Annotated in this window: 20 protein-coding genes; 15 read left to right on the top strand and 5 right to left on the bottom strand. The window is 45.3% G+C overall.

The features are described from left to right. The first annotated feature begins 67 nt into the window (after positions 1-67). The 8 genes from ABD772_RS08040 to ABD772_RS08005 all read left to right on the top strand — a co-directional run bounded on the left by ABD772_RS08040 (position 68) and on the right by ABD772_RS08005 (position 8,732). Complete coding sequence (locus tag ABD772_RS08040) at positions 68-1,045, top strand: hypothetical protein (RefSeq protein ID WP_345102670.1); 978 nt, start codon at positions 68-70, stop codon at positions 1,043-1,045. Beyond that, positions 1,029-2,159, top strand: a complete 1,131-nt coding sequence (locus ABD772_RS08035) for a glycosyltransferase family 2 protein (protein ID WP_345102666.1) — start codon at positions 1,029-1,031, stop codon at positions 2,157-2,159. Before ABD772_RS08040 ends, ABD772_RS08035 begins: the two co-directional genes overlap by 17 nt. Positions 2,160-2,213: 54 nt before the next feature. Further along, the gene (locus ABD772_RS08030; protein ID WP_345102663.1) at positions 2,214-3,359 is read left to right on the top strand and encodes an ABC transporter permease; all 1,146 of its coding nucleotides are present in this window, start codon (positions 2,214-2,216) and stop codon (positions 3,357-3,359) included. 41 nt (positions 3,360-3,400) lie between these two features. Beyond that, positions 3,401-4,639 carry a PP2C family protein-serine/threonine phosphatase gene (locus ABD772_RS08025; protein WP_345102660.1) on the top strand — a complete coding sequence of 413 codons (1,239 nt, stop codon included), beginning with the start codon at positions 3,401-3,403 and terminating at the stop codon, positions 4,637-4,639. Positions 4,640-4,803: 164 nt separating this feature from the next. After that, positions 4,804-5,412, top strand: a complete 609-nt coding sequence (locus ABD772_RS08020) for a ribonuclease HII (RefSeq protein WP_345102657.1) — start codon at positions 4,804-4,806, stop codon at positions 5,410-5,412. An 85-nt stretch (positions 5,413-5,497) separates the two neighbouring features. After that, positions 5,498-6,700, top strand: a complete 1,203-nt coding sequence (locus ABD772_RS08015; RefSeq protein WP_345102654.1) for a glycosyltransferase family 4 protein — start codon at positions 5,498-5,500, stop codon at positions 6,698-6,700. 84 nt (positions 6,701-6,784) lie between these two features. Beyond that, positions 6,785-7,867, top strand: a complete 1,083-nt coding sequence (gene gcvT, locus ABD772_RS08010) for a glycine cleavage system aminomethyltransferase GcvT (RefSeq protein WP_345102651.1) — start codon at positions 6,785-6,787, stop codon at positions 7,865-7,867. Between the two features lie 130 nt (positions 7,868-7,997). After that, entirely contained in the window at positions 7,998-8,732 is a 735-nt protein-coding gene (locus ABD772_RS08005) for a 2-phosphosulfolactate phosphatase (protein ID WP_345102648.1), read from the top strand. 247 nt (positions 8,733-8,979) lie between these two features. Here the strand turns inward: ABD772_RS08005 and ABD772_RS08000 are convergent, their stop codons facing one another. Beyond that, on the bottom strand, positions 8,980-9,306 hold the full coding sequence (locus ABD772_RS08000; protein WP_345102645.1) for a nucleotide pyrophosphohydrolase: 327 nt from the start codon (positions 9,304-9,306) through the stop codon (positions 8,980-8,982). A 49-nt stretch (positions 9,307-9,355) separates the two neighbouring features. Then, positions 9,356-9,952, bottom strand: a complete 597-nt coding sequence (locus ABD772_RS07995; protein WP_345102641.1) for a class I SAM-dependent methyltransferase — start codon at positions 9,950-9,952, stop codon at positions 9,356-9,358. Between the two features lie 54 nt (positions 9,953-10,006). Here ABD772_RS07995 and ABD772_RS07990 point away from each other — a divergent pair, with 54 nt between their 5' ends. The 4 genes from ABD772_RS07990 to ABD772_RS07975 all read left to right on the top strand — a co-directional run bounded on the left by ABD772_RS07990 (position 10,007) and on the right by ABD772_RS07975 (position 14,922). Further along, positions 10,007-10,801 carry a M90 family metallopeptidase gene (locus ABD772_RS07990; RefSeq protein WP_345102638.1) on the top strand — a complete coding sequence of 265 codons (795 nt, stop codon included), beginning with the start codon at positions 10,007-10,009 and terminating at the stop codon, positions 10,799-10,801. A gap of 44 nt (positions 10,802-10,845) precedes the next feature. Next, a complete protein-coding gene (locus tag ABD772_RS07985; protein ID WP_345102635.1) occupies positions 10,846-12,204 on the top strand; it encodes a sulfatase family protein in 1,359 nt (452 codons plus the stop codon). A 242-nt stretch (positions 12,205-12,446) separates the two neighbouring features. Beyond that, complete coding sequence (locus ABD772_RS07980) at positions 12,447-13,817, top strand: Gfo/Idh/MocA family protein (protein ID WP_345102632.1); 1,371 nt, start codon at positions 12,447-12,449, stop codon at positions 13,815-13,817. A 67-nt stretch (positions 13,818-13,884) separates the two neighbouring features. Beyond that, on the top strand, positions 13,885-14,922 hold the full coding sequence (locus tag ABD772_RS07975) for a DUF6807 domain-containing protein (RefSeq protein WP_345102629.1): 1,038 nt from the start codon (positions 13,885-13,887) through the stop codon (positions 14,920-14,922). Here ABD772_RS07975 and ABD772_RS07970 read toward each other — a convergent pair whose 3' ends face one another. Next, on the bottom strand, positions 14,923-15,585 hold the full coding sequence (locus ABD772_RS07970; protein ID WP_345102626.1) for an NAD-dependent epimerase/dehydratase family protein: 663 nt from the start codon (positions 15,583-15,585) through the stop codon (positions 14,923-14,925). 206 nt (positions 15,586-15,791) lie between these two features. On the opposite strand from ABD772_RS07970, the gene ABD772_RS07965 reads away from it, so the two are divergent. Then, positions 15,792-17,159 (top strand): MFS transporter, encoded by a 1,368-nt coding sequence (locus ABD772_RS07965; protein ID WP_345102623.1) that lies wholly within the window; start codon positions 15,792-15,794, stop codon positions 17,157-17,159. A 71-nt stretch (positions 17,160-17,230) separates the two neighbouring features. On the opposite strand, the gene ABD772_RS07960 is transcribed toward ABD772_RS07965, so the two are convergent. Then, positions 17,231-17,410, bottom strand: a complete 180-nt coding sequence (locus ABD772_RS07960; RefSeq protein WP_345102620.1) for a hypothetical protein — start codon at positions 17,408-17,410, stop codon at positions 17,231-17,233. Positions 17,411-17,560: 150 nt separating this feature from the next. Here ABD772_RS07960 and ABD772_RS07955 point away from each other — a divergent pair, with 150 nt between their 5' ends. Beyond that, a complete protein-coding gene (locus ABD772_RS07955; protein ID WP_345102617.1) occupies positions 17,561-18,778 on the top strand; it encodes a family 8 glycosyl hydrolase in 1,218 nt (405 codons plus the stop codon). A 47-nt stretch (positions 18,779-18,825) separates the two neighbouring features. On the opposite strand, the gene ABD772_RS07950 is transcribed toward ABD772_RS07955, so the two are convergent. Further along, a complete protein-coding gene (locus ABD772_RS07950) occupies positions 18,826-21,084 on the bottom strand; it encodes a glycoside hydrolase family 2 protein (RefSeq protein ID WP_345102614.1) in 2,259 nt (752 codons plus the stop codon). A 128-nt stretch (positions 21,085-21,212) separates the two neighbouring features. Between ABD772_RS07950 and ABD772_RS07945 the strand changes: the two genes are divergently transcribed. Next, entirely contained in the window at positions 21,213-22,091 is an 879-nt protein-coding gene (locus tag ABD772_RS07945) for a PfkB family carbohydrate kinase (protein ID WP_345102611.1), read from the top strand. Positions 22,092-22,232 lie beyond the last annotated feature (141 nt).

The following is a 22,232-nucleotide window of genomic DNA, read 5'->3' as shown; positions in this document are numbered from 1 at the left end:
ATAGTTACACCAGGCAAACTAACCGCTTGCCTGGTTTTTTTGTAACATTGCACAAAAATTTAAGCTGTTGTTAACCTCTATCGCTAAAAAGTTTTTTTCTTACCTGCTTAAGGCCACCATACTGGTTTTAGCATTTGTTTTTATCTACCACCAGTATTTAATCAAAGGCAATAACTTAAAAGAGTTTCAAAATGCGATTGCCCGGCTTAGCCATAAAGAGGTTACTATAGTAATGTCAGTTGTGGTGCTGCTAATGCTGGCTAACTGGCTGGTGGAATGCCTGAAATGGCAGTATCTAACCCGCAAGCTGGTCAAGGTAAGTTTGTGGGAATGCATTGAAGGCGTTTTCTGCGGATTGACATGGGCCATTTTCACCCCCAACAGAATTGGTGAGTATGGAGGCCGTGTAATGTTCTTGCCGCCCCGGAAGCGCATACATGGCGTATTTGCCATGGCAGTGGGCTCATTTGGCCAAAATGTGATTACCAATGTGCTTGGGTCGGCTGCGTTGATATGGTTTTGCTATACTTTTTTACATCTTAACGGGTGGATATTAACGCTGATAACTCTTGTCGGGCTTGCATTCTCGACCTTTTTTCTGATAGCGTTTTTCAATATTAAGTGGCTGGTCAGACTGTTAAACAGCATATCATTCCTGCGGAAGTACCACCGTTTTTTTGATATTATGGGCGCGTATGAGTTTTCAGAACTGGTAAAAATTATGTGTTTTTGCTTAACCCGCTTTTTTATCTTTTCGTTTCAGTATTACCTGGTTATCCACCTGGTGATTCCTGAAATTGCTTTTGTGGATGTAATACTGATGGTGTTTATCGTATTCTTTGTTCAATCGGCATTGCCTTCGCTCGACCTGTTGGATGTACCAGTACGGGCTACTGCTTCGGCCACGTTATTTGCTTATGTTACAAGCCAGCAGGTAGCTGTTATTGCAGCTTTTACATCCATCTGGCTTATTAATTTAATTATTCCCGCTATTTTAGGCTCCGTTTTCATTTTTAACTTAAAATTCTTTGATCGCAATATATAGTGTCATTTGTGCATTGCTCACCGGCGGGTATCTGCTGCTGCTGCTCTATCTTATTAAAGGATGGTTTAACCTGAAGCGGCCCATAGTAAAAACCGGTGATTTTAAAACTAAAATAACGGTAATGATTGCTGCCAGAAATGAAGAAGAGCGCATTCATTTAACGATCGAAGACATTCTGGCGCAGGATTATCCAAAAGAATTAACCGAAATAATAATTGTAGACGATCATTCGACTGACAACACTGCTAAAATAATAGCCGGTTATGCCAATCGCGGTGTTAAGCTTTTACAGCTCAACGAAGCGGAGCCGCTAAACTCCTATAAGAAAAAAGCTATCGCCAAAGCCATAGGCATGTCTACCGGAGAGTTGATGGTAGCTACCGATGCCGATTGCCGTATGGGGCCGAAATGGTTGTCATCGGTTGTTGGCTATTATGAAGCCGGGCAGCCGGTCATGATCTCATCGCCGGTTATATTTTTCGAGGAAAAATCGCTGTTTGAGCGTTTGCAAACACTTGAGTTTTCGTTCCTGATTGGCGTTGGAGCTTCATTTATTGGCAACAAACGCGCCTGGACCTGCAATGGCGCCAACCTGGCTTATCGTAAAGACATATTTTACGAAGTAGGTGGTTTTACCGGGATCGACGAACTTGCATCGGGCGATGATGAGTTGTTACTTCAAAAGGTGACCGAGCATTTCCCGGGAAAGATCGGCTTCCTCAATTATAAGGACGCCGTTGTTTATACCCACGCAAAGAGTAACTTAAAATCATTTTTGCAGCAACGCCGCCGCTGGGCTTCAAAATCAACCAAGTACAAAGACAAAAAAGTAATTGCATTTGCCGTTATGATATGGCTCTTCAATATGTCTATGCTCATTAGCCTTTTATTGAGCTTCTTCAATCAGGCGTTCTTCCAGGTTTTCATCACTCAATTTGTGCTTAAATGTTTTATTGAAGTTGTATACCTATACCCAATATGCTCCTTCTTTAACCGCACACGGCTACTGCGGCTATACCTTGTTGTAGCGCCTCTGCACGTAATTTATATGGCCTACCTGGGTTTAATGGGGCCCAGCCGAAAATACCAATGGAAGGGGCGGCTGGTAAAGTAACCCCTGGGGCTGTTTATTTAATGTCAAGTTCGGCGGCTGCTTGCCTGACAATTCATGCAATCGTATTATATTAGCCAAACAGAACGCACTTTGGCTGATTTAACTCCAACACAACGCACCTGGAAGGTTTTTAAGCGCAATAAATTTGCGGTTGCGGGTCTGCTGTTTATTGTGTTTTGTGTGATTGTGGCCATTCTGGGGTATGTTATCATGCCAGATTCTACCCCACAGGCCAACAACCAAACTATCCAGCTTAGCATTAAAAAACCGGGCTCAACCTTCATAATGCTCCGGCTTAAAAAAGCGGAGCATATCGATACAGTCAGTCTGTTCACCAAAATGCTGTACGGACAGCCGGCGCTTTATCAGGATTTACCTATTACCGGCTATAAAATTGCGGGCAATAAGATCACCGTTGATGAATACATTGGCGACGAAGACAAGCCTGAGACCAAAACATACGTATGCTCACCGCCGCCAATTGCTCAGGATACATCAACTTATATCATTCATAAAACATTTTGGTTAGGCACAGATATTTACGGCCGCGATATGCTGAGCCGGCTAATACTGGGCGCCCGCATTTCTTTGTCAGTAGGCTTAATGGCCGTTATTATCAGTCTGGTCATCGGCATAACCGTAGGCGCTGTAGCCGGTTATTTTGGCGGATGGATTGACGCCGCATTAAGTTGGCTGATGAATATTCTGTGGGCGCTGCCTGCGCTGTTGTTGGTTATTGCTATTTCATTTGCCTTAGGCAAGGGTTTGTGGCAAATATTCATAGCCGTAGGGCTATCTATGTGGGTAGATGTGGCGCGATTGGTGCGCGGCCAGGTTATCAGCTTAAAACAAACCGAATATATCGAGGCTGCCCGATCGTTAGGTTATACCAATTTCCGTATAATCCGCAGACATATTTTGCCTAATATTGCCGGGCCTATACTGGTAATGGCGTCATCTAACTTTGCGTCGGCAATTTTATTGGAGGCCGGCCTGAGTTTTTTGGGATTTGGTGCGCAGCCGCCGATGCCAACCTGGGGCAGTATGATTAAAGAACATTATGGTTATATCATCATGGATTCGGCTTACTTGTCTATAACACCTGGCTTAGCTATCATGCTGATAGTCTATGCCTTTAACCTGGTAACCGTAGGTTTACGCGATGCTTTTGACATAAAATCGGCAAGCACTCGTCTTTAAATTATATTTTTTCTCTAATTTAGTCTTTCCGAGACCCAACAATGCAAAACAATATACCCTCGTCAGGCGAGGACGAATTAATCAGGCTACTGTTAAAAAGGCAGTCGGAGTTAAACTCTTTATTAGAGATAACAAGGGCTATCAATAAGAACGCCGGAACACCTGTATTGATACAGATGCTTGAAGTGATTTTGCAAAATTACCTGCAAGTGGGTACCTTCAGATTCCTGATTGAGAAGGACAGAACTTACGCCTGTATCTCCAAATACGGGGGCGACTTTGAACAGGTGGGGGCGCTCAATAAAGCCTGCCTTACACTAAATAAAATTAAGGCGCCCGAATCGTTGGCGGGCAATACCAACCCCATCCTTAAAAAATACGATTACTTTATTCCTATTTACCACAAAAGCAAAGCGCTGGCATTTGCGCTTATAGGCGAGTTCAATACATCCGGCGAAATGTTAAATAACGATCTGAATTTTATTCAGACTATGATTAACGTGGTGGTAGTGGCGCTGGAGAATAAAAAACTTTTCCGCGAACGTTTACAGGCCGAGCGTTTTCAGCGCGAAATGGAACTGGCCGCCGAAGTACAGAACATGCTCATCCCGGTGCGGATGCATAAAGATGAGAGCGTGGAGATTGGCGCCAAGTACCTTCCGCATCAAAATATTGGCGGCGATTATTATGATTTTATTCGCCTTAATGAAAACGAGTTTTTATGGTGCATCGCCGATGTATCCGGCAAAGGTGTATCGGCCGCTCTGCTGATGGCTAACTTTCAGGCCAGTTTGCATGCATGGGCTGCGGTAGAAGACGACTTGACCAATATCATTGACCGCCTGAACAAAAAAGTGGTCTCAAATACCCAGGGCGAGCGTTTTATTACCTTGTTTATTGCCAAATACAATGAGCAAACCCGTAAGCTTAACTATATTAACGCCGGCCATAACGCCACTATTTTATATTCAGAAGGCGAGGTCATTCAACTTAAGCTGGGCACGACCATGATCGGGGCCTTTGACCAGTTGCCGTTTTTAAACGAGGGAGAGATTGATATTGAGCCCGGCACTATGATGGTGAACTATACTGACGGCTTGCTTGATTTCGAACCGTATGGCGATAAAGTATGGAATGAAGATACCTTGATCGATTTTGTTGCTGAAAATGGTGAGCTCTCGCCCGATAATTTCAATCAAATGCTGATGGATCACCTTAACACGGGCATCAAGGGTAAACCCATTGATGATATTACTATTTTGACGTTGAGAATATTTTAAGAATGAGCAGCAGCCCCTCCCAACCCTCCGCGGAAGGGAAGGCTTCAGACAACACTAGTCAAAAAGTCTCCCCTTGTGGGGAAGATTTAGAGCGGGTTGTTGATAAATCACTAAAAACCTCGCTCATTAAAATAATAATTTTGTGATTACCGTTTAAAGAGTCAATGTTATTAGCCAGATACCAGCATGAATTATTAGAGGCAGGGTGCGACGAAGCCGGTCGCGGTTGCCTGGCGGGGCCGGTATTTGCCGCTGCTGTTATTTTGCCGCATGACTTTGAGCATGAGCTACTAAACGACTCCAAACTTATTGCAGAAGAATTACGATACACCTTACGTGCCGAAATTGAGCAAAAGGCAATAGCCTATGCAGTAGCTTCGGTTGATAATGTTGAAATAGACGAGATCAATATCCTCAATGCCTCATTTTTAGCTATGCACCGGGCCATTGAGAAACTGCATCTGCAGCCGCAGTTTTTAATTATTGATGGCAATCGCTTTAACAAACACCCTACTATTCCGCATGCCTGTGTGGTACAGGGCGATGGCAAATATTTCAGCATAGCTGCGGCATCTATCCTTGCTAAAACCTATCGCGATGATTATATGAAACAGATAGCCGCAGAGCATCCTGAATATGATTGGCATAACAATAAAGGCTATGGCACTTTAAAACATCGTCAATGCATTTTAAAGAATGGCTATACCACCTATCACCGCCGCTCATTCAGTGTTAGCCTTGAAACCGATGGCGTGCTGATACAAGTGCTGTAATATTACGCTAATATTATCATTACAGGCATTTTGTGCCTTGATACTATAACCTCAGAATACTATTTTTGGTAAAACCCGTCATCCATTGAAAATTCTGATACTAAGCCATCGTGTTCCATTCCCGCAAAATGGCGGTTACGCTATTGTAGTAGCCAACACCATAAAAGGGTTGGTTAATGAGGGGCATGAAGTATCGCTGGTGGCTTTAAACGCCAAACGCAACAGCCATGACAGCAGCCTGCCCGATGAGGATTTAATGGGTAAGATCAATTACCGCGCTTATGATATCGATACCACAGTTACCATGGTCGGGGTGGCCGTTAACTTGTTTAGTAAAACATCTTTCAATGTCGACCGGTATTTTGACCCCGGGTTTGAAACCTTGCTGACTCGTGAGTTGCGTAATAACGAGTACGATATTATACAATTTGAGGGGCTATTTATGTCATTGTATATGCCCGCAGTACGGAAGCATTCAAACGCCAAGCTGGTTTATCGCGCACACAATATCGAGAACCAGATATGGTGGCGACTATCGCAGCAAAAAATTGACCCTTTTAAAAAATCATACCTGAGGATGCATGCCCGCCGTATTAAAAATTACGAGCAGCAGCAACTCAATAAGTTTGATGCCATCACCGTATTTACCCGTCAGGATAAAAACACCTTGACAGACTATGGTATTGAAGTGCCTATTGAGATTATGCCGGTGGGCCTGCGGCTGGAGAAGTATAAACCCGATAGCAGGAAAACGGAGTTCCCAAGTTTATTTTTCCTCGGATCGTTAGACTGGCTGCCCAACCGCGAAGGCGTGGAGTGGTTTTTAGAATCATTTTTAAATGATATCACCAGCGGCGACCTGCCCGTAAAACTGTATGTAGCCGGTAACGATATCCCGGAGCGTTTTGATGATTATGAAGCGTTAGGCAAAATTTTTATTCAGGGCGAAGTGGACAATGCCCTGGAATTTGTAAACAGTAAGTCTATCATGATCGTTCCGCTGCTATCGAGTGGAGGCATGCGGGTAAAGATCGTTGAGGGTATGGCCATGCAAAAATGCATTATATCTACATCCTTAGGAGCCGAGGGCATTAACTTTACCAACGGGCACGATATCCTGATAGCTAACACGCGCGATGAGTTTTACGATGCCATACAACGATGTATTCGCGATGAGGAGTTTTGCATCCGGCTTGGCAAAAATGCCCGCCTGCTGGCCGAAAAAGAACACGACATCAATGTAGTGATCAAAAATTTGGTGGCTTTTTACCAAGCCTGTTGTAAATAAATTATACTTAGGCCCAAATACTTAACCGACGCACATTTCTCCTATCGCATTTTTGCTAACTTTACGCCAAATTAAATTTTGCGCATGAAAAACACAGCCCTCACCCAAGTACATATCGGTCTAGGCGCCAAAATGGTCCCCTTTGCTGGCTACAATATGCCGGTACAATACGCCGGGATAAATGCAGAACATGAAACTGTGCGCAAAGGCGTTGGCGTATTTGATGTAAGCCACATGGGCGAATTTATTTTGAAAGGCGACAAGGCGCTCGACCTGATACAGCGCGTTACCAGTAACGATGCCTCGAAACTATATGACGGCAAAGTGCAATACTCGTGCCTGCCCAACAAAGACGGCGGCATTATTGACGATCTTTTAGTTTACCGTATTGATGAACAAACTTACATGCTGGTTGTTAACGCATCAAACATTGAAAAAGACTGGAACTGGATAAGCCAATTCAATACCGGGGATGTGGTAATGAAGGATATATCAGATCGTACTTCATTATTAGCCGTTCAAGGCCCCAAAGCGGCCGAGGCACTGCAAAGCCTGACAGACATTGACCTCGGGTCGATGGAATATTACAGCTTTAAAAAAGGAGTTTTTGCCGGCATTGACAACGTATTGGTTTCGGCAACGGGTTATACCGGAGCCGGTGGTTTTGAATTATATGTTGACAACGAGCATGCTCAAGCTCTTTGGGATGCCGTATTTAAAGCCGGTGAACCCTTCGGTATTAAACCAATTGGCTTAGGTGCCCGTGACACCCTGCGCCTGGAAATGGGTTTCTGCTTGTACGGAAACGATATTGACGATACTACCTCACCTTTAGAGGCTGGTTTAGGCTGGGTAACTAAATTCAATAAAGAGTTTACCAATTCTGCCGCATTAGCCGGTCAAAAAGCTGCCGGAGTTAAACAAAAACTGGTTGGTTTTGAAATGATAGATCGTGGCATTCCCCGTCATGACTATGAGATAGTTGATGCAGAGGGTAACAATATCGGCAAGGTAACTTCAGGTACCCAGTCGCCATCGCTACAAAAAGCAATAGGCCTGGGTTATGTTAAAACCGGGTTTACCAAAGAAGGTACCGAAATATTTGTAAAGATTCGCGATAACGCTGTTAAAGCTAAGGTGGTTAAACCGCCTTTTTATAAAAATTAAGCACTACTTATACAAGTTGTCATCGCGGGCACGGCGAGAGATCTATACACTTGCTTTGCTTGTGTATGTATAGATTCCACCTCGTTCCTGGTCCAAATGACAAAAAGTTTTGAGGAAACATAAATTCAATATGGAACAAAACACATCAACCCGCCCTCGCCTCGAAGCCTGTCTTACACCGGCCCTGATACCGCTTTATGATGTAAAGGATTATATTGTTGTAGTGATCGATATTTTTCGTGCTACAACTTCTATTTGCTACGGTATCGAGAACGGAGCCGAAGCTATCATTCCGGTATCGCAGGTAGAGGAATGCAGTGCTTATGTGGAAAAAGGGTTTGACTATCTGCTGGCCGCCGAACGCAATGGCGAGGTTGTTCCGGGATTTGATTTTGGCAATTCGCCTTTCTCTTATACCACAGAAAAAGTGTCAGGCAAAACGGTGGTGCTAACTACCACCAATGGTACTCACGCCCTGCACTTATCCCGCGCAGCGAAAAAGATCGTGATCGGTGCTTTTATTAATTTAACATCGATATGTAATTGGCTCAAACAGCAAAATGAAAATATCTTGCTGGTATGTTCGGGCTGGAAAAACAATTTCAACCTGGAAGATACCCTGTTTGCCGGCGCCGTAGTTGAGCAGTTAAAAGACGCCGGTTTTATAGTGGACGACCCCGCAATTGCTGCCAATGATCTTTACCAAATAGCCAAAGACGATCTGAACCAATATCTCAAAAAAACCTCGCACAGCGAGCGCCTTAAAAAGCTGGGTATTGAAGCCGATATTGAGTTTTGCCTGAAGGTGGATTTGACCACTGCGATTCCGGTGCTGGAAGGTGAGCGATTGGTGAAGTTAAGCTAAATCTTGCAAACCAGCTGTTATTGTGAGGAGGGACGACGAAGCAATAGCCATAAAGCAAGGCAAAACTTGCGCTCACGATAGCATCGTAACCAGCCTACGCTACCGGGACAACGCTAAAAAATATATTCGGACCAAGCTGTCCCCCTGAAGCTCTTGAAGGGCAAGCGTTAGGTTAGTAAAGCGGTTATGGCCTTCGCGCTCATGCTTCGAGAGCCTCAGCATGACTGATTTGATAGGCCAAAAAGGACTATCTCAACTTTTCATTATTCCTATGCCTGTCCGCATCGCGGATACTTTTCTTTTCCAGGTTCTTCTGCAGCGCATCAGTAAGATCAATGCCGGTTTGATTAGCTAAACAAATCAACACAAAAAGCACATCGGCCATTTCATCAGCCAGGTTAACCTCAAGGTCAGATTTTTTGAAGGATTGCTCGCCGTATTGGCGCGCCATAATGCGGGCTACTTCACCAACTTCTTCCATTAAAATGGCGGTATTGGTCAGCTCATTAAAATAGCGGATGCCGGTAGTGTTTATCCAGTTGTCAACCAGTAGTTGTGCTTCTTCTAGCGTCATAGTAGCCGCAATTTCTTATAAATAGTTGGCTTTATCAATTTGGCCGGCACTATTTATCCCGATAAATAAACACAGTAAAATCTTCAGGGTCATATTCGTCCCTTAAAACCACCTGATCGCTTAGCGTATGGCAAAAGGCCACTATCTCGGCAGGATCGTAAGTAGCCAGTAACCCTTCAAAGGCGACAGACCTTAGCAAATTAAACCCCAGCGCCCTCCGCGATAGCCCGAATAAATGGCTGATAGCTTTATAAATGTATCCCGGCTCATTATTGGCATAATTGAGCGAGCCGCTGGCTAACACATAGTCGGCCTCAGGTATAACCGAAGACATGAAACTTACCGGCCAAAAGATGGCTTTGGGCGATATAATTCTTTCGCGAGCCTCTGCTATCATCTCCGGAATAAAATCAACGCCGGCATAAGCCCTAATATCGGGATACCTGTTCATTAAAAAATTGAACATATCGCCGGTCCCACACCCCGCTTCTAAAACAGAGCAGCCATTCATTTCACCAATTTCCATCAAGACATCGAACCTCAGCAATTGGCTCCGCCTATCGCGCCAGCCTAAGGACAGATTATGACCGGCCCCAAACCGCGCGAGCATTTCGCGATGATATTTAAATATTGCTGACGAGTCCATTCCCAAATTTAGCGCGATTATAAACTTACTGCCTAAAATTCTGTTTATTTAAGCATGTATTTTATAATCGTCATCCCTATCCTTGTGCTGCTGGCCTGGATCATCTTCCGCAAAAGGAAAATTAAGCCAAATTTGGCCGCAAACAATCTTCAACCCCTCCATCCGCCATTCATAAGCTTGCTGGACACCCATATTGATTACTATCATAAACTATCACCAGCCGAAAAGAAACGTTTCGAATCGCAAATAGCGGGGTTTTTAGAGTATGTGCGCATAGAAGGCGTCGGCACAGAAATTTCTGATCTGGATAAAGTCATGGTCGCCTCAGCCGCTGTCATCCCCATATTTGGTTTGGGTGAATGGGAATATGGTAATCTCACCAACGTGATTCTTTACCCCGACACTTTCGATCATGAATATCAGTTTGAAGGTAACGATCGTAGCATACAGGGGATGGTTGGTTCTGGTTATATGAACGGACAGATGATCTTATCGCGACCATCGCTTGAAAAGGGATTTTCACCCATGTCCGGCAAAGAAAACACAGCCATACATGAGTTTGTGCATTTAGTTGACAAAGCTGACGGTGCCACAGACGGCGTCCCCGAACACCTGCTTGCACATGAATATGCTGTCCCCTGGCTAAAATTGATGCATCAGGAAATGCACCGTATTAAAGAAGGGCACTCCGACATCAATCCTTATGCGCTAACCAACGAGGCCGAGTTTCTGGCTGTAGCAGCCGAATATTTTTTTGAGAAACCCGATCAGTTTAAACAAAAACATCCGGAGCTTTACCAGCAGCTGGCCGCAATATTCAGGCAGAAACCGGCAACAACCAGTATATAATAGCAAATAAATCATTATGTTTAGCTTCGCTATTATAAACCACCATGAAAAAAATATTTGTATCCGCCGTATTGTTGGCTGCGGCTGGCTTTGGTTTGACCGCTTATACCAAAAAGCAGGCGCCTAAACGCCCAAACGTTATTGTTATCTATACCGATGACCAGGGTTATGCCGATTTAAACCTTTATGGATCAAAAGATCTGTACACCCCCAATATGGATGCCCTTGCAAAAAGCGGTGTCAGGTTTATGAATTTTTATGCGGCGGCACCTATCTGTTCGCCATCAAGAGCATCCCTGTTAACCGGCAGATACCCCCAGCGCGCGGGTTTGCCGGCAATGGCACCATCAAAAGAAGGTGGAGCGGGGATGCCCGGATCGCAATATACTATGGGCGAATTATTTAAAGACGCTGGTTATAAAACTGCTCATATAGGCAAATGGCATGTGGGCTATACCAAAGATACCGAACCAAATGCACAAGGCTTTGACTACTCGTTTGGTTTTATGGGCGGGTGCATTGACAACTATTCGCATTTCTTTTATTGGGATGGCCCTAACCGTCATGACCTATGGAGAAATGGCACCGAGATTTACGAGCCCGGCCAGTTTTTTGCCGATTTAATGGTTGATGAAGCCGGCAAGTTTATGGACGAAAATAAAAACGGCCCCTTTTTTATGTATTGGGCCATCAACAACCCGCACTACCCGTTGCAGGGTAAAAAGAAATGGCTCGATTACTATAAACACCTGCCCTCTCCGCGCGATAAATATGCTGCCAGCATTTCAACTATGGACGAAAATATTGGCGCCTTGTTAAAGAAGGTCGATGAGTTAGGTTTGCGCGATAATACCATTATTGTTTTTCAGTCAGACCAGGGTTTTTCGCGCGAGGAGCGCACTTTTGGAGGGGGTGGTTCTGCGGGACAATATCGTGGTTCAAAGTTTAGTTTGTTTGAGGGTGGCGTACGTGTGCCCGCGTTCATCAGCTGGCCAAAACATATCGAGGCCAATGGCGTACGCAATCAGGTAGCTACTAACATCGACTGGTACCCTACACTGGCCGAATACTGCGGCATCAAACTACCTGCCAGAAAACTGGACGGCGTTAGTCTGGTGCCCATCATTAAATCAACGCAGGCCAAAACCGAGCACCAGGTATTCAACTGGCAAAGCGGCGGCGGCCGAAATAACCCCCAGTGGTCTGTACTTGACGGCGATTGGAAACTGATGCACAGCCCCTTTGAGGCAAAAAAAGACGAGTTGAACGCCCAGGGGTATTTCCTGGTAAATCTGAAAGACGATCCGTCAGAACAACATAATATAGCAGAACAGCACCCGGATGTAGTTAAGCATCTGGAAGAGGTGCATCAAAAGTGGATTGCAGAAGTGTTTCAGCAGTAGTTTAACTAACTCACAAAAAAATGTCATTGCGAGCGTAGCGTGGCAATCGCACAGAGAAAAGTCCGCGATTGCCACGCTACGCTCGCAATGAACAAGTTCATTGAAGTTTCACCTCTCCGCAATCGTGTGCGTAAGTTTTATGATTTACCTATAGTTGTTTAGTTTATTTTAACAGATATTTGAATTGAGCCGGACACTTATTGGCTCCAAAACCAATTTTTTACCAAATTAAAGCTATCCGTATGGAAAAATCTCGCCGTACCTTCATCAGGCAGGCATCAATTGCAAGTGCCGGGTTAATGTTCACTAAAACCGGTTTAAGTGCCAAAAGCTATAAACGCGTCATCGGTGCAAATGACCGCGTACGCGTGGGCGTTGTCGGTTTTTCTGACAGGCACCGCAGCTCGCATATGCCCTGTTTCATGAACCATTATAAGGAGCTGAATTTTGAAGTAGTCGCTGTTTCTGACATCTGGAACCGCCGCCGCGAAGAAGGCGCAGCTATCTGGAAAGAAAAGATGCAGAACGACGTCAAAGCCTATCGTAATAATGAGGAGCTTTATGGCAGTAAAACCGTTGATGCAGTATTTGTTAGCACAGCCGATTTCCAGCACGCACGACACTGTATTGAAGCTGTACACGCCGGTTGCGATGCTTATGTAGAAAAACCATTTGCTGAAACGATGGAAGATGCCCGCGCAGCACTAAAGGCAGTTAAAGAAACCGGAAAAATTGTGCAGATTGGTTCACAGCGCCGTAGTGGTGCCAATTACCATGCCGCTGACGAGTTTATCAAATCGGGTAAGTTTGGCCCTATAACTATGGTCGAGCTAACCTGGAACGTAAACCAGCCCGGCCGCTGGCGCAGACCCGACCTCTTAAAAGTACTAAAAGAGCAAGATACCGACTGGAAGCGATTCATTATGAATCGCCCTTATGAGAATTTTGACCCACGTAAATACCTGGAGTTTCGCCTGTTCTGGCCATACTCATCTGGCCTGGTCGGTCAGTGGATGAGCCATCAGATTGATACCGTGCACTGGTTTAGCGGCTTGAAACATCCGCGCAGTGTGGTAGCCAATGGTGGTATCTATAAGTGGAAAGACGGCCGCCGTAACTGGGACACGCTGATGGCCGCTTTCGACTATGGCCCGGAGAATGACCCATCTGCCGGTTTCCAGGTGACATTTGGCGCCCGCATGCATAATGGCGACGATGATCCGGCCGAGATCTATTACTCAAACGGCGGCGAACTAAATCTGATCACCAACAAAATATCACCAAAAGGCGGACTGAAGGAAAAAGAGGCCGCAGCTATGGGAATGAAAGCTAATTTACTGCCGCAGCTTAGCCTTGCTAATACCGAGCGCGTGGTTTCATCAGCTAACACCGGCGGCGATATTCTGACTTCAAACCACGTACGTAACTGGATGGAGTGTGTGCGTAGCCGCAAGCAACCTAATGCACCTGTCGAGGCAGGCTACAGCCACTCGATAGCTAATATCATGACCAATGCTGCTGTTCATACCGGCTATAAAGCCACTTTCGACGAGGCTACGCAGGAGGTTATGGCGAATGGTAAAGTGTTTAAGTGGGGAGAGATCAAAGGATAATTTCATTCAGAACATGTCATCCTATGTTTGTAAGGATGACATGAGTTAATAGTCAGAATACATTTCTATGAATAGCAAACTACTAACCCTCGGGATGATCATATCGGCGTCAACGTTAACCTTTGCACAAAAAGCGCAAACGGTAAGCGTAATTCAGGCAGCAAATGAAAAGAAAGTGAATGTCTTGATAGGCGGCAAGCCTTTCACCAGCTTTTTATATCCCGATGATTTGGAAAAGCCGGTTTTGTACCCTATACGTGATGCCGACGGCACGGTAGTTACCCGTAGTTTCCCGCTGGATAAACGGGAAGGCGACCCGACCGACCATCCACATCATATCGGCTTGTGGTTTGACTATGAAAATCTGAACGGGCTTGATTTCTGGAATAACAGCTATGCTATACCTGCTGCAAAGAAAAATAAATACGGTTGGATCAGAACCGAGAAAGTTACCGGGACTAAAAGCGGAACAACCGGCATATTAGCTTATAAAGCCAACTGGACAAACCAGGCCAAACAGGTCATCCTGGAAGAAAATACCCGCTTTGAGTTTAGCGGCACTGCCGGTCAGCGCGTTATTGACCGGATCACTACATTAACCGCTAAGCAAGATGCTAAGTTTACCGATGCCAAAGACGGCATGCTGGGCCTGCGCCTGGTTCATGAGCTGCAAATGCCCACCAAAGACGACCAAAAGTTTGCGGACGACAAAGGCAATATAACTGTAGTTAAAGGCGGCGCCGATAACCTGGCCAACGGCAATTACCTGACCAGCGCCGGCAAAACCGGCGACGATGCCTGGAGCAGCCGCGGCGTATGGTGTAAAGTTTATGGTAAAGTAGGTGCCGATTCCGTAAGTATTGCCATAATAGATCATCCGCAGAACCCTAATTATCCAACCTTCTGGCATGCGCGCGGCTATGGTTTGTTTGCTGCAAATCCCTTAGGCGAAAAGATCTTTACCAACGGCAAATCAGAGAAAAATCTAACCCTAAAAACAGGCGAGTCGGTTACATTTAAGTACCGCATTGTCATTAACAACGGCGCCCAAACGTTATCTGCCAATGCCTTGAATAACGAGGCGGCTGCGTTTGCTAAGAAATAATTATTTCCCGGCGGCTGCTCTGATGTCGGCTATCTCCAGGATGGGTTTATTGTAACCTTTGGTAACACAATTGATCATAGCCTGGCCAACCTGATGCAAAGTAAGTACAGCTTTTGGCGCAAACAGGTCAATAACAGGATACAACCAGGCAAAGTATTTAAAATATTTATTCAGGCTTTTTTGTCCTTCAACCGGTTTCATGACACCGGGCCTGAAAGCGTATGCCTTTTTATATGGCAGACGGAACAGCGCATTCTCGGTCCGGCCTTTTACCCTTGCCCACATCGTTGAGCCTTTTTCGGTACTGTCAGTATGGCTGCCTGATACATAAGTGAATACCAGGTTGGGATTCGCCTTCGCCACAGCCCCGGCAAAGGTCAAGGTTATATCATAAGTAAGATGTGTATATTCGGGTTCTTTCTTCCCCAGGGAGGTTACACCAGCGCAAAAGAAGCAACCGTCATAGCCGGCTAACCGGTCAGACACTTTGCTAACTTCTATAAAATCCGGCACTAACAATTCTGACAATTTAGGGTGTTGCAGATCGTAATGCCTGCGGTTAACAATGAGTATTTTTTCAACTTCCGGATTGTTTAAACAATGCAGTAATACGCCTTCGCCTACCATTCCGGTAGCGCCTGTTATGATAACTTTTATTGCCATGACGATGTAATTGTGACTAAATCTAATTATTTAATAGACGACCAACTATATAAAACATTTTAAATTGCTTTGTTTGACATATCAATAATTCAACAAAACACCCTTTTATCATCTCAGCGCCATATCATTAATTAGTGGTGTTGCGCCTTTTTGTTGTTGCCTACCTTTGCGGCGTAGATTTTTGGACAAAATAACACCTACTCACATTGAAAAAATCTAAAACCGGTTTTTGGTTTGTGGTATTTACTACCAGCCTGGCCTTCGTGGTATCGCAATTGGACGTCTCTATAGTTAACGTGGCGGTGCCGCAAATTGGCAAGTCATTTTCAGCCGATATTAGTACCTTACAATGGATTGTCGACGCTTATACCATCGCTTTTGCGGTATTAATGTTATCGGCAGGCGGCATGAGCGATCTTTTGGGCTCAAAGCGATTGTTTCAATTAGGTTTATTAATATTCGGGCTGGCATCTGTGGGCTGCGGCCTGGCCTGGAATCCGCTGGCGCTAATCGGGTTCAGAGCTTTGCAGGGTGTCGGCTCGGCAACGATGATACCCAGTTCGCTTTCTATTCTCAACAATACCTTTGCAAGTGAGCCTAAATTGAGAGCCCGCGCTGTAGCCTACTGGACAGCCGGTGGTGCCATATCCATTGCTGCCGGCCCCGTGCTGGGCGGTTTGCTCCTTAACATTGGTAGCTGGCGTTTGATATTTTTGGTAAATATCCCCATCTGTTTGCTGGGATTGATCTTCAGTATTTATTTGCGGGACAGCCCCAAAAGCCAAAAACGAGGCTTCGATATTCCCGGGCAGCTTATCTGGATGTTGGCACTTACCGCGTTTATTGCCGCTGTGATTGAATGGCATAATCTGGGTCCGCACTCCCCCTTTATTTACGGGGGCATGATTTTTAGCTTGCTGATGCTGTGCTTATTTATATGGCGAGAACGCGTTGCCGCCGCGCCAATACTGCCGCTTGATCTGTTTAAATCATCCAACTTTAATGTCTTTATCGGGTTAGGCACTTCGTTAAATTGTGTTTACTACGGACTGGTTTTTGTATTGAGCCTTTATTTGCAGCAAGTACTGCATTATTCGGCTTTTAAAGCTGGCATGGCTTTTTTGCCGCTCACTGCCAGCTTTCTAATTTCAAATATTGCCAGCGGTATCTTAATGGAGCGCTACGGCATACGCATACCCATATTGAGCGGATTAATAGTATTTGCCGCCGGTTGTATTTTACTGTTGGCAGCTAAAGCAGATGCACCTTATTGGCATTTGCTGTTTGCGTTTTTTTGCCTGCCATTGGGCATGGGTGTAGCGGTGCCGGCTATGACTACCGGTACATTGGCTACGGTAAAAGCAAATCGGTCTGGGATCGCATCGGCGGTGCTGAACACGACAAGGCAGGCAGCCGGAGCGATGGGTGTCGCCGTTTTTGGTACCATGGCCGGTGGTGGCGCCGGCCATATTGTGACGGCCATTATGCAAATAGCTATTATAGCCGCCGCCTTTATGCTGCTTTATGCGCTCGTGGTATTTAAGATATTAAAGGAGCCAACTCATCATCATTAACGCTTAAACGTCAAACTCTGACAAATGGTAAATGGGTATTGCAGAATATTACGTCCTTCTCCCGTATGTGTTTACTCCGCCTCTAAACGGCGCACTAAAGATCCGCAGAATAACAACAGGCAGCCAAACAGAACGGCGCCTGCAAGCACGTTGCGCGCATGCTTATCACCTATAAAATTCGTGGCAATGAGTGTGCCGATAACCGATAACACCATCGTCCAGACCGGGTCAAATCTTATTTTCTTTTTCATATCATTCCCTTGATATAACATAGATAAACAAATACAACGCCGTGGCTATTTAAGTTCAAAAATGTAAAGACCTGTTATCAGGCTGTTGACTTATAACCTGATATGTGGGAAATAATACCTCACCTGTCCTAAAATTTGTAGTTTTGGAATGTGAGGTTATATATCCGTTTATTTTTGATGGCGATGGGCTGGTGTGCCGTCTCTTGTGCCCGGCAACCCTTTCAGCCCTTTCCCCGGCATGCACAATATTTTAATGGCGTTATCTGCCCCAATCATATCAGCCGGCAAGCTTTAGATAAGGCAACTGCCGACTTTTATGACCAATGGAAATCGCGTTACATCAAAAATGTCGCGGATAAGCCTCAAAGTTTCGTATGGTTTGAAGGTAAGGGCGGCAAACAATGTGTGTCAGAAGGGCAAGGATATGGGATGGTCATTGTGGCGCTGATGGCAGGGCATGATCGCGCAGCTAAAACCACTTACGATAATTTATGGAGATATGTCCGCGCGCATCCAAGCCATCGTAGTAAATATCTGATGGCCTGGGCACAAAAAACCAATGGGCAGGATCTGGATAAAACTACCGCCAGCGACGGCGATCTGGATATTGCCTACTCTTTATTACTGGCCTCTAAACAATGGGGCAATAAAGGCGCCATTAACTATCAGCAGGAAGCCCGCAGCACGATCAATGAAATTATGCGGTGCGAGATCAACCCGAAAACCTGGACGGTATTGCTGGGCGAAGGGCTCGATGACGAAAGCGGCGACTGGTTTGCTACCCGCACATCTGACTTTATGCCCGGACATTTTAAAGCTTTTCAACGAGCGACTGGTGACTCCCGATGGAAGAAGGTTATTGATGCCGGGTACCGTCTGTTCGGCTTTATGCAAAATACATATAGTCCAGATGCCGGTTTGCTCCCTGATTTCATCATTCATGTCAACAAAAACCCCAAGCCTGCGGGGCCAAACTTTTTGGAAAGTAAATACGACGGCCAGTATAACTACAATGCCTGCCGCGATCCCTGGCGCATTGGTATCGACCATATCATGAATGGTGAGCCGCGCTCGAAAAATATCGTCACCAAAATAAACCGTTGGATACGTGAGACCACTAATAATGATACTTATAACTTATCTGCTGGTTATACGCTGGAGGGTAACGACATTAATAATCGTTACTTTGAGGCGTTAAGTTTCATAGCACCCTTTGGTGTTTCGGCAATGGTCGATGCCAAAAATCAAATCTGGCTTAATAAGGTTTGGATATACCTTACCGGCTTTAAGATCAGAGACTATGACTACTACGATAACAGTATCAAGCTGCTGAATATGATCATCATCTCCGGCAATTACTGGCAATAAAAAAGGGACTACCGGTTAACCGATACCCCCTTTATAAATTTATTACTTTACTGTTTAATATCAATTACTGATAGTCCGGCATCTATATAACCGCCTCTGCCACCGGTATGGCAATGCAAGGCTATTACGTTCTTACCATTAGAGATAAACGCTCTTTTGCCTGCCTCATTCAGATCTTCGATGGTGTAGGTGCGGGAGTGCCCGGCAACCGTTGCTGCTTTAACGCCATTGATATATACATCGCAATCGTCCTGATGGCGTATCAACAATACCAGTTTTTGGACGTCAGCAACATTACCCGGGGTAAATTCCTGACGCAGCCAGATGTCCTTGCCTGTCCATTGAGTTCTAACGGTTGGCGGAGTAGCATTAGGCCGGGTAGCGTTGGGGATACGCGCAGCAAACCCTGCAATGCCCGATTGCCATCCACTATCATTGAATTTAGCCGTGAGCCAGGTAGTGTCCGGTTTTTCAAAAGTATATTTCCAGCTGCGGCCCTCCTGTTGAGAGGTTGGTAATACCGGTGTTAAATTAACGCTGCCGTGTATCGCCAGGTCGTTTGACGCTTTAATAGTGGCTTCAGGTGCTTTAACTACTTCGCGATCGTAAGTTAACAAGCCGTTTAGTTCAGATTCGACATCCGTGGTTTCTGTGTAAACTGCTGCGCTCAGCCCCTTGGTGGTTTTCAGATAAGCCAAATCCCTCGAATAGGAATGAAACAGATCGGTATAATCTTTCAGCTTATCAATCATAATATAGGTTTGGCGCTGCGACCATGTGTGACCCGGGATAATATAACCGATGCCACCATATTCGCCATTGGCAACAACTTGTGTTTTGGTTGGCAGCGCGTCAGGATCTGGGTAGCTGTGTACATCCAGGTAATCGCCGGCATTAAACCAGCTGCCACCACTGGCCTGATTAACCAATCGTGACGGATCCAGATCCTTCACCATTTTTACCAACGACGGCGTGTTTTGCGGGCGCTGGGCCTGCGACTCGTTAAAAGTTACCCAGGTAACAATACAAGTAAAATTCCAGTGCGTTTTGACGATTGCCGTCAGCTCCTTGCGGAATTCATTGGTGTCGACAGCCGGAACCTGAAAGCCCCGTGCCGGGTAAGAGTTCGGCGATGGCATATCCTGCCAAACCATTAAGCCTAATTTATCGCACCAATAGTACCAGCGATATGGCTCCACTTTAATGTGCTTGCGTACCATGTTAAAACCAAATTTCCTGGTCTCTTCCAGGTCGTATTTTAATGCTGCATCGGTCGGCGCAGTATAACCGCCATCAGGCCAGAAGCCCTGATCTAACGGCCCAACCATAAACTGAAACTTGTTATTCAGGTACAATTTTTTGTAGCCGCCATCTTCTTCGACAGCAATCTTACGCATGCCAAAATAGCTTGACACGGCATCCAGTTTTTTTGAACCCTTTACTAAAGCAATATCCAGATCATACAAGAACGGATTATCAGGCGACCATAACTTTGCGTTTGGTACAGGCACACTCAATTCAGTATTGGTTTTACCGGTGAATGTTTTTACCACCCTGGCGCCATCCTTAACCGTGATCTTTACATCAGTGCCGGCTGCCGCGCTTTCAGTGCTCACAATTAGCTTAACTGCACTTTTGTCAACATCGGGTGTGATGCGGATATCGCTGATATTTATTTTAGGTACGGGTTCCAACCAAACGGTTTGCCAGATACCGGTAACCGATTGATACATGATACCTTGAGGGAACAGCGTTTGTTTGCCTCGCGGCTGCCCGCCGTTATCGGTAGGGTCAAAAACGCGCACAGCAATTTCTTGCGGTCCGCTGCTTTTTATGGCTGGGGTAATATCGAATGTAAACGGATCATAACCGCCCGTATGTGTGCCCACACTTTTACCGTTTACAAACACTTCCGCCTCAAAATCAACCGCGCCAAAGTGCACCAGAATATTCTCGCCCGCCCAGGTTTTGGGTACGGTAAAAGTACGTTTGTACCATAAGCGTTCGTGGTGTTCCATTACGCCTGATAGCGCAGATTCGACCGGGAAAGGCACCAGTATAGTTGATGACAGATTGCCTGTTGGCAAATTCTCGCCGGCGCTTCCCGGTTGATACTGCCAAAGACCGTTCAGGTTTATCCACTTGCTCCGCACCATTTGTGGGCGCGGATATTCGGGCAAAACACTGTTCGGATCCACATCATTTGCAAACTTGCTCATTAAAGCAGCCTTTTTAGGTTGCCACTGCTGGGCAAACAGTAACGAAGGTACAAGTGTGCAGATAGCGATTGATAAAAGTCTTTTCATATAATTAAGTTACTGACAGATAATTGGTATGCTAAATTTAAAGTAAAAAGACAGTAATGCTCTACTATACAGCATTTATGTTACAAATTGAATTTTTACGATAATACAAAATCAGTTAACTTGCGCCTATGTATGATATCTGTTGCGTAGGCCATATTACTTCTGATAAAATTGTTAACACCCGCGGTACAATGCATATGCCGGGCGGCACCGCCTTGTATTTTTCGTGTGCGGTGAATAAACTGGATGTAAACTATGTGTTGGTAACGGCGCTTGCCGGGGCCGAGATGGAGTATGTGCAATACCTGCGCGATAAAGATATCGAAGTGCGCCTTCAACCCAGCACGCATACGGTAGTTTTTGAAAATATTTACGGCGAAAACCAGGACGAGCGCACGCAAAACGTTTTGCAGATAGCCGATGCTTTTACAATGGATCAGCTCCTTAATGTTGATGCCGGCATATATCACCTGGGGCCGTTGCTTGCCGGCGATTTCAGTACAGATTTCATTCAAACTTTATCTGCAAAAGGGCGCATCGCCCTGGATGTACAGGGATACCTGCGCAAAGTGGTTGATCAAAAAGTTTACCTGACAGACTGGCCCGAGAAAAAAGAGGCCTTGCAATACATTGATATTTTAAAGGCTGACGTTGCCGAACTGGCTGCACTTTCGGGATGTGAAACAGTTGAAGACGGTGCAAAGTTTCTGCTAGATCTAGGCGTAAAAGAAGCAGTTATTACCAATGGCAGTCTTGGTTCAGTTATTTATAACAACAACAATTACTATCGCATCCCCGCCTATCACCCTGAATTAGTTGTTGATGCGACAGGTTGCGGCGATACCTATATGGCAGGCTATTTATACAAAAGAATAAAAAAAGCTGCAGATATACAGCAGGCCGGCGAGTTTGCTGCGGCTATGGCCGGACTAAAAACGATGTCGCCGGGACCTTTTGTAGGCAATGAAGATGATGTGTTGCGCTTTATGGCGCAAAGCGCGGCTTGATTTTATCTGCATTCGCATGATAAAGTGTAAATTCTATCCTGTATTAATCATCAACTTTTTTTTAGGACGGGTAAAAAACCGAGGTGTTTCACTTTAGATGTTTCACTTCATTTGGTCAAAAAGTCAAAAATTGACATAATC

This window comes from Mucilaginibacter panaciglaebae (assembly GCF_039539265.1).
In the GTDB taxonomy this organism is placed as follows: domain Bacteria; phylum Bacteroidota; class Bacteroidia; order Sphingobacteriales; family Sphingobacteriaceae; genus Mucilaginibacter; species Mucilaginibacter panaciglaebae.
This window is presented reverse-complemented; position numbering and strand designations above follow the sequence as displayed.

What these genes read in the sequence shown, in the direction of transcription:
- ABD772_RS07960 (WP_345102620.1), bottom strand. Translation starts at nt 17,410, where the DNA reads ATGAAAAAGAAAATAAGATTTGACCCGGTCTGGACGATGGTGTTATCG.
- ABD772_RS07985 (WP_345102635.1), top strand. Translation starts at nt 10,846, where the DNA reads ATGAAAAAAATATTTGTATCCGCCGTATTGTTGGCTGCGGCTGGCTTT.
- ABD772_RS08020 (WP_345102657.1), top strand. Translation starts at nt 4,804, where the DNA reads ATGTTATTAGCCAGATACCAGCATGAATTATTAGAGGCAGGGTGCGAC.
- gcvT (WP_345102651.1), top strand. Translation starts at nt 6,785, where the DNA reads ATGAAAAACACAGCCCTCACCCAAGTACATATCGGTCTAGGCGCCAAA.
- ABD772_RS07980 (WP_345102632.1), top strand. Translation starts at nt 12,447, where the DNA reads ATGGAAAAATCTCGCCGTACCTTCATCAGGCAGGCATCAATTGCAAGT.
- ABD772_RS08005 (WP_345102648.1), top strand. Translation starts at nt 7,998, where the DNA reads ATGGAACAAAACACATCAACCCGCCCTCGCCTCGAAGCCTGTCTTACA.
- ABD772_RS07950 (WP_345102614.1), bottom strand. Translation starts at nt 21,084, where the DNA reads ATGAAAAGACTTTTATCAATCGCTATCTGCACACTTGTACCTTCGTTA.
- ABD772_RS07945 (WP_345102611.1), top strand. Translation starts at nt 21,213, where the DNA reads ATGTATGATATCTGTTGCGTAGGCCATATTACTTCTGATAAAATTGTT.
- ABD772_RS07990 (WP_345102638.1), top strand. Translation starts at nt 10,007, where the DNA reads ATGTATTTTATAATCGTCATCCCTATCCTTGTGCTGCTGGCCTGGATC.
- ABD772_RS07970 (WP_345102626.1), bottom strand. Translation starts at nt 15,585, where the DNA reads ATGGCAATAAAAGTTATCATAACAGGCGCTACCGGAATGGTAGGCGAA.
- ABD772_RS08000 (WP_345102645.1), bottom strand. Translation starts at nt 9,306, where the DNA reads ATGACGCTAGAAGAAGCACAACTACTGGTTGACAACTGGATAAACACT.
- ABD772_RS08025 (WP_345102660.1), top strand. Translation starts at nt 3,401, where the DNA reads ATGCAAAACAATATACCCTCGTCAGGCGAGGACGAATTAATCAGGCTA.
- ABD772_RS07975 (WP_345102629.1), top strand. Translation starts at nt 13,885, where the DNA reads ATGAATAGCAAACTACTAACCCTCGGGATGATCATATCGGCGTCAACG.
- ABD772_RS07995 (WP_345102641.1), bottom strand. Translation starts at nt 9,952, where the DNA reads ATGGACTCGTCAGCAATATTTAAATATCATCGCGAAATGCTCGCGCGG.
- ABD772_RS08030 (WP_345102663.1), top strand. Translation starts at nt 2,214, where the DNA reads ATGCAATCGTATTATATTAGCCAAACAGAACGCACTTTGGCTGATTTA.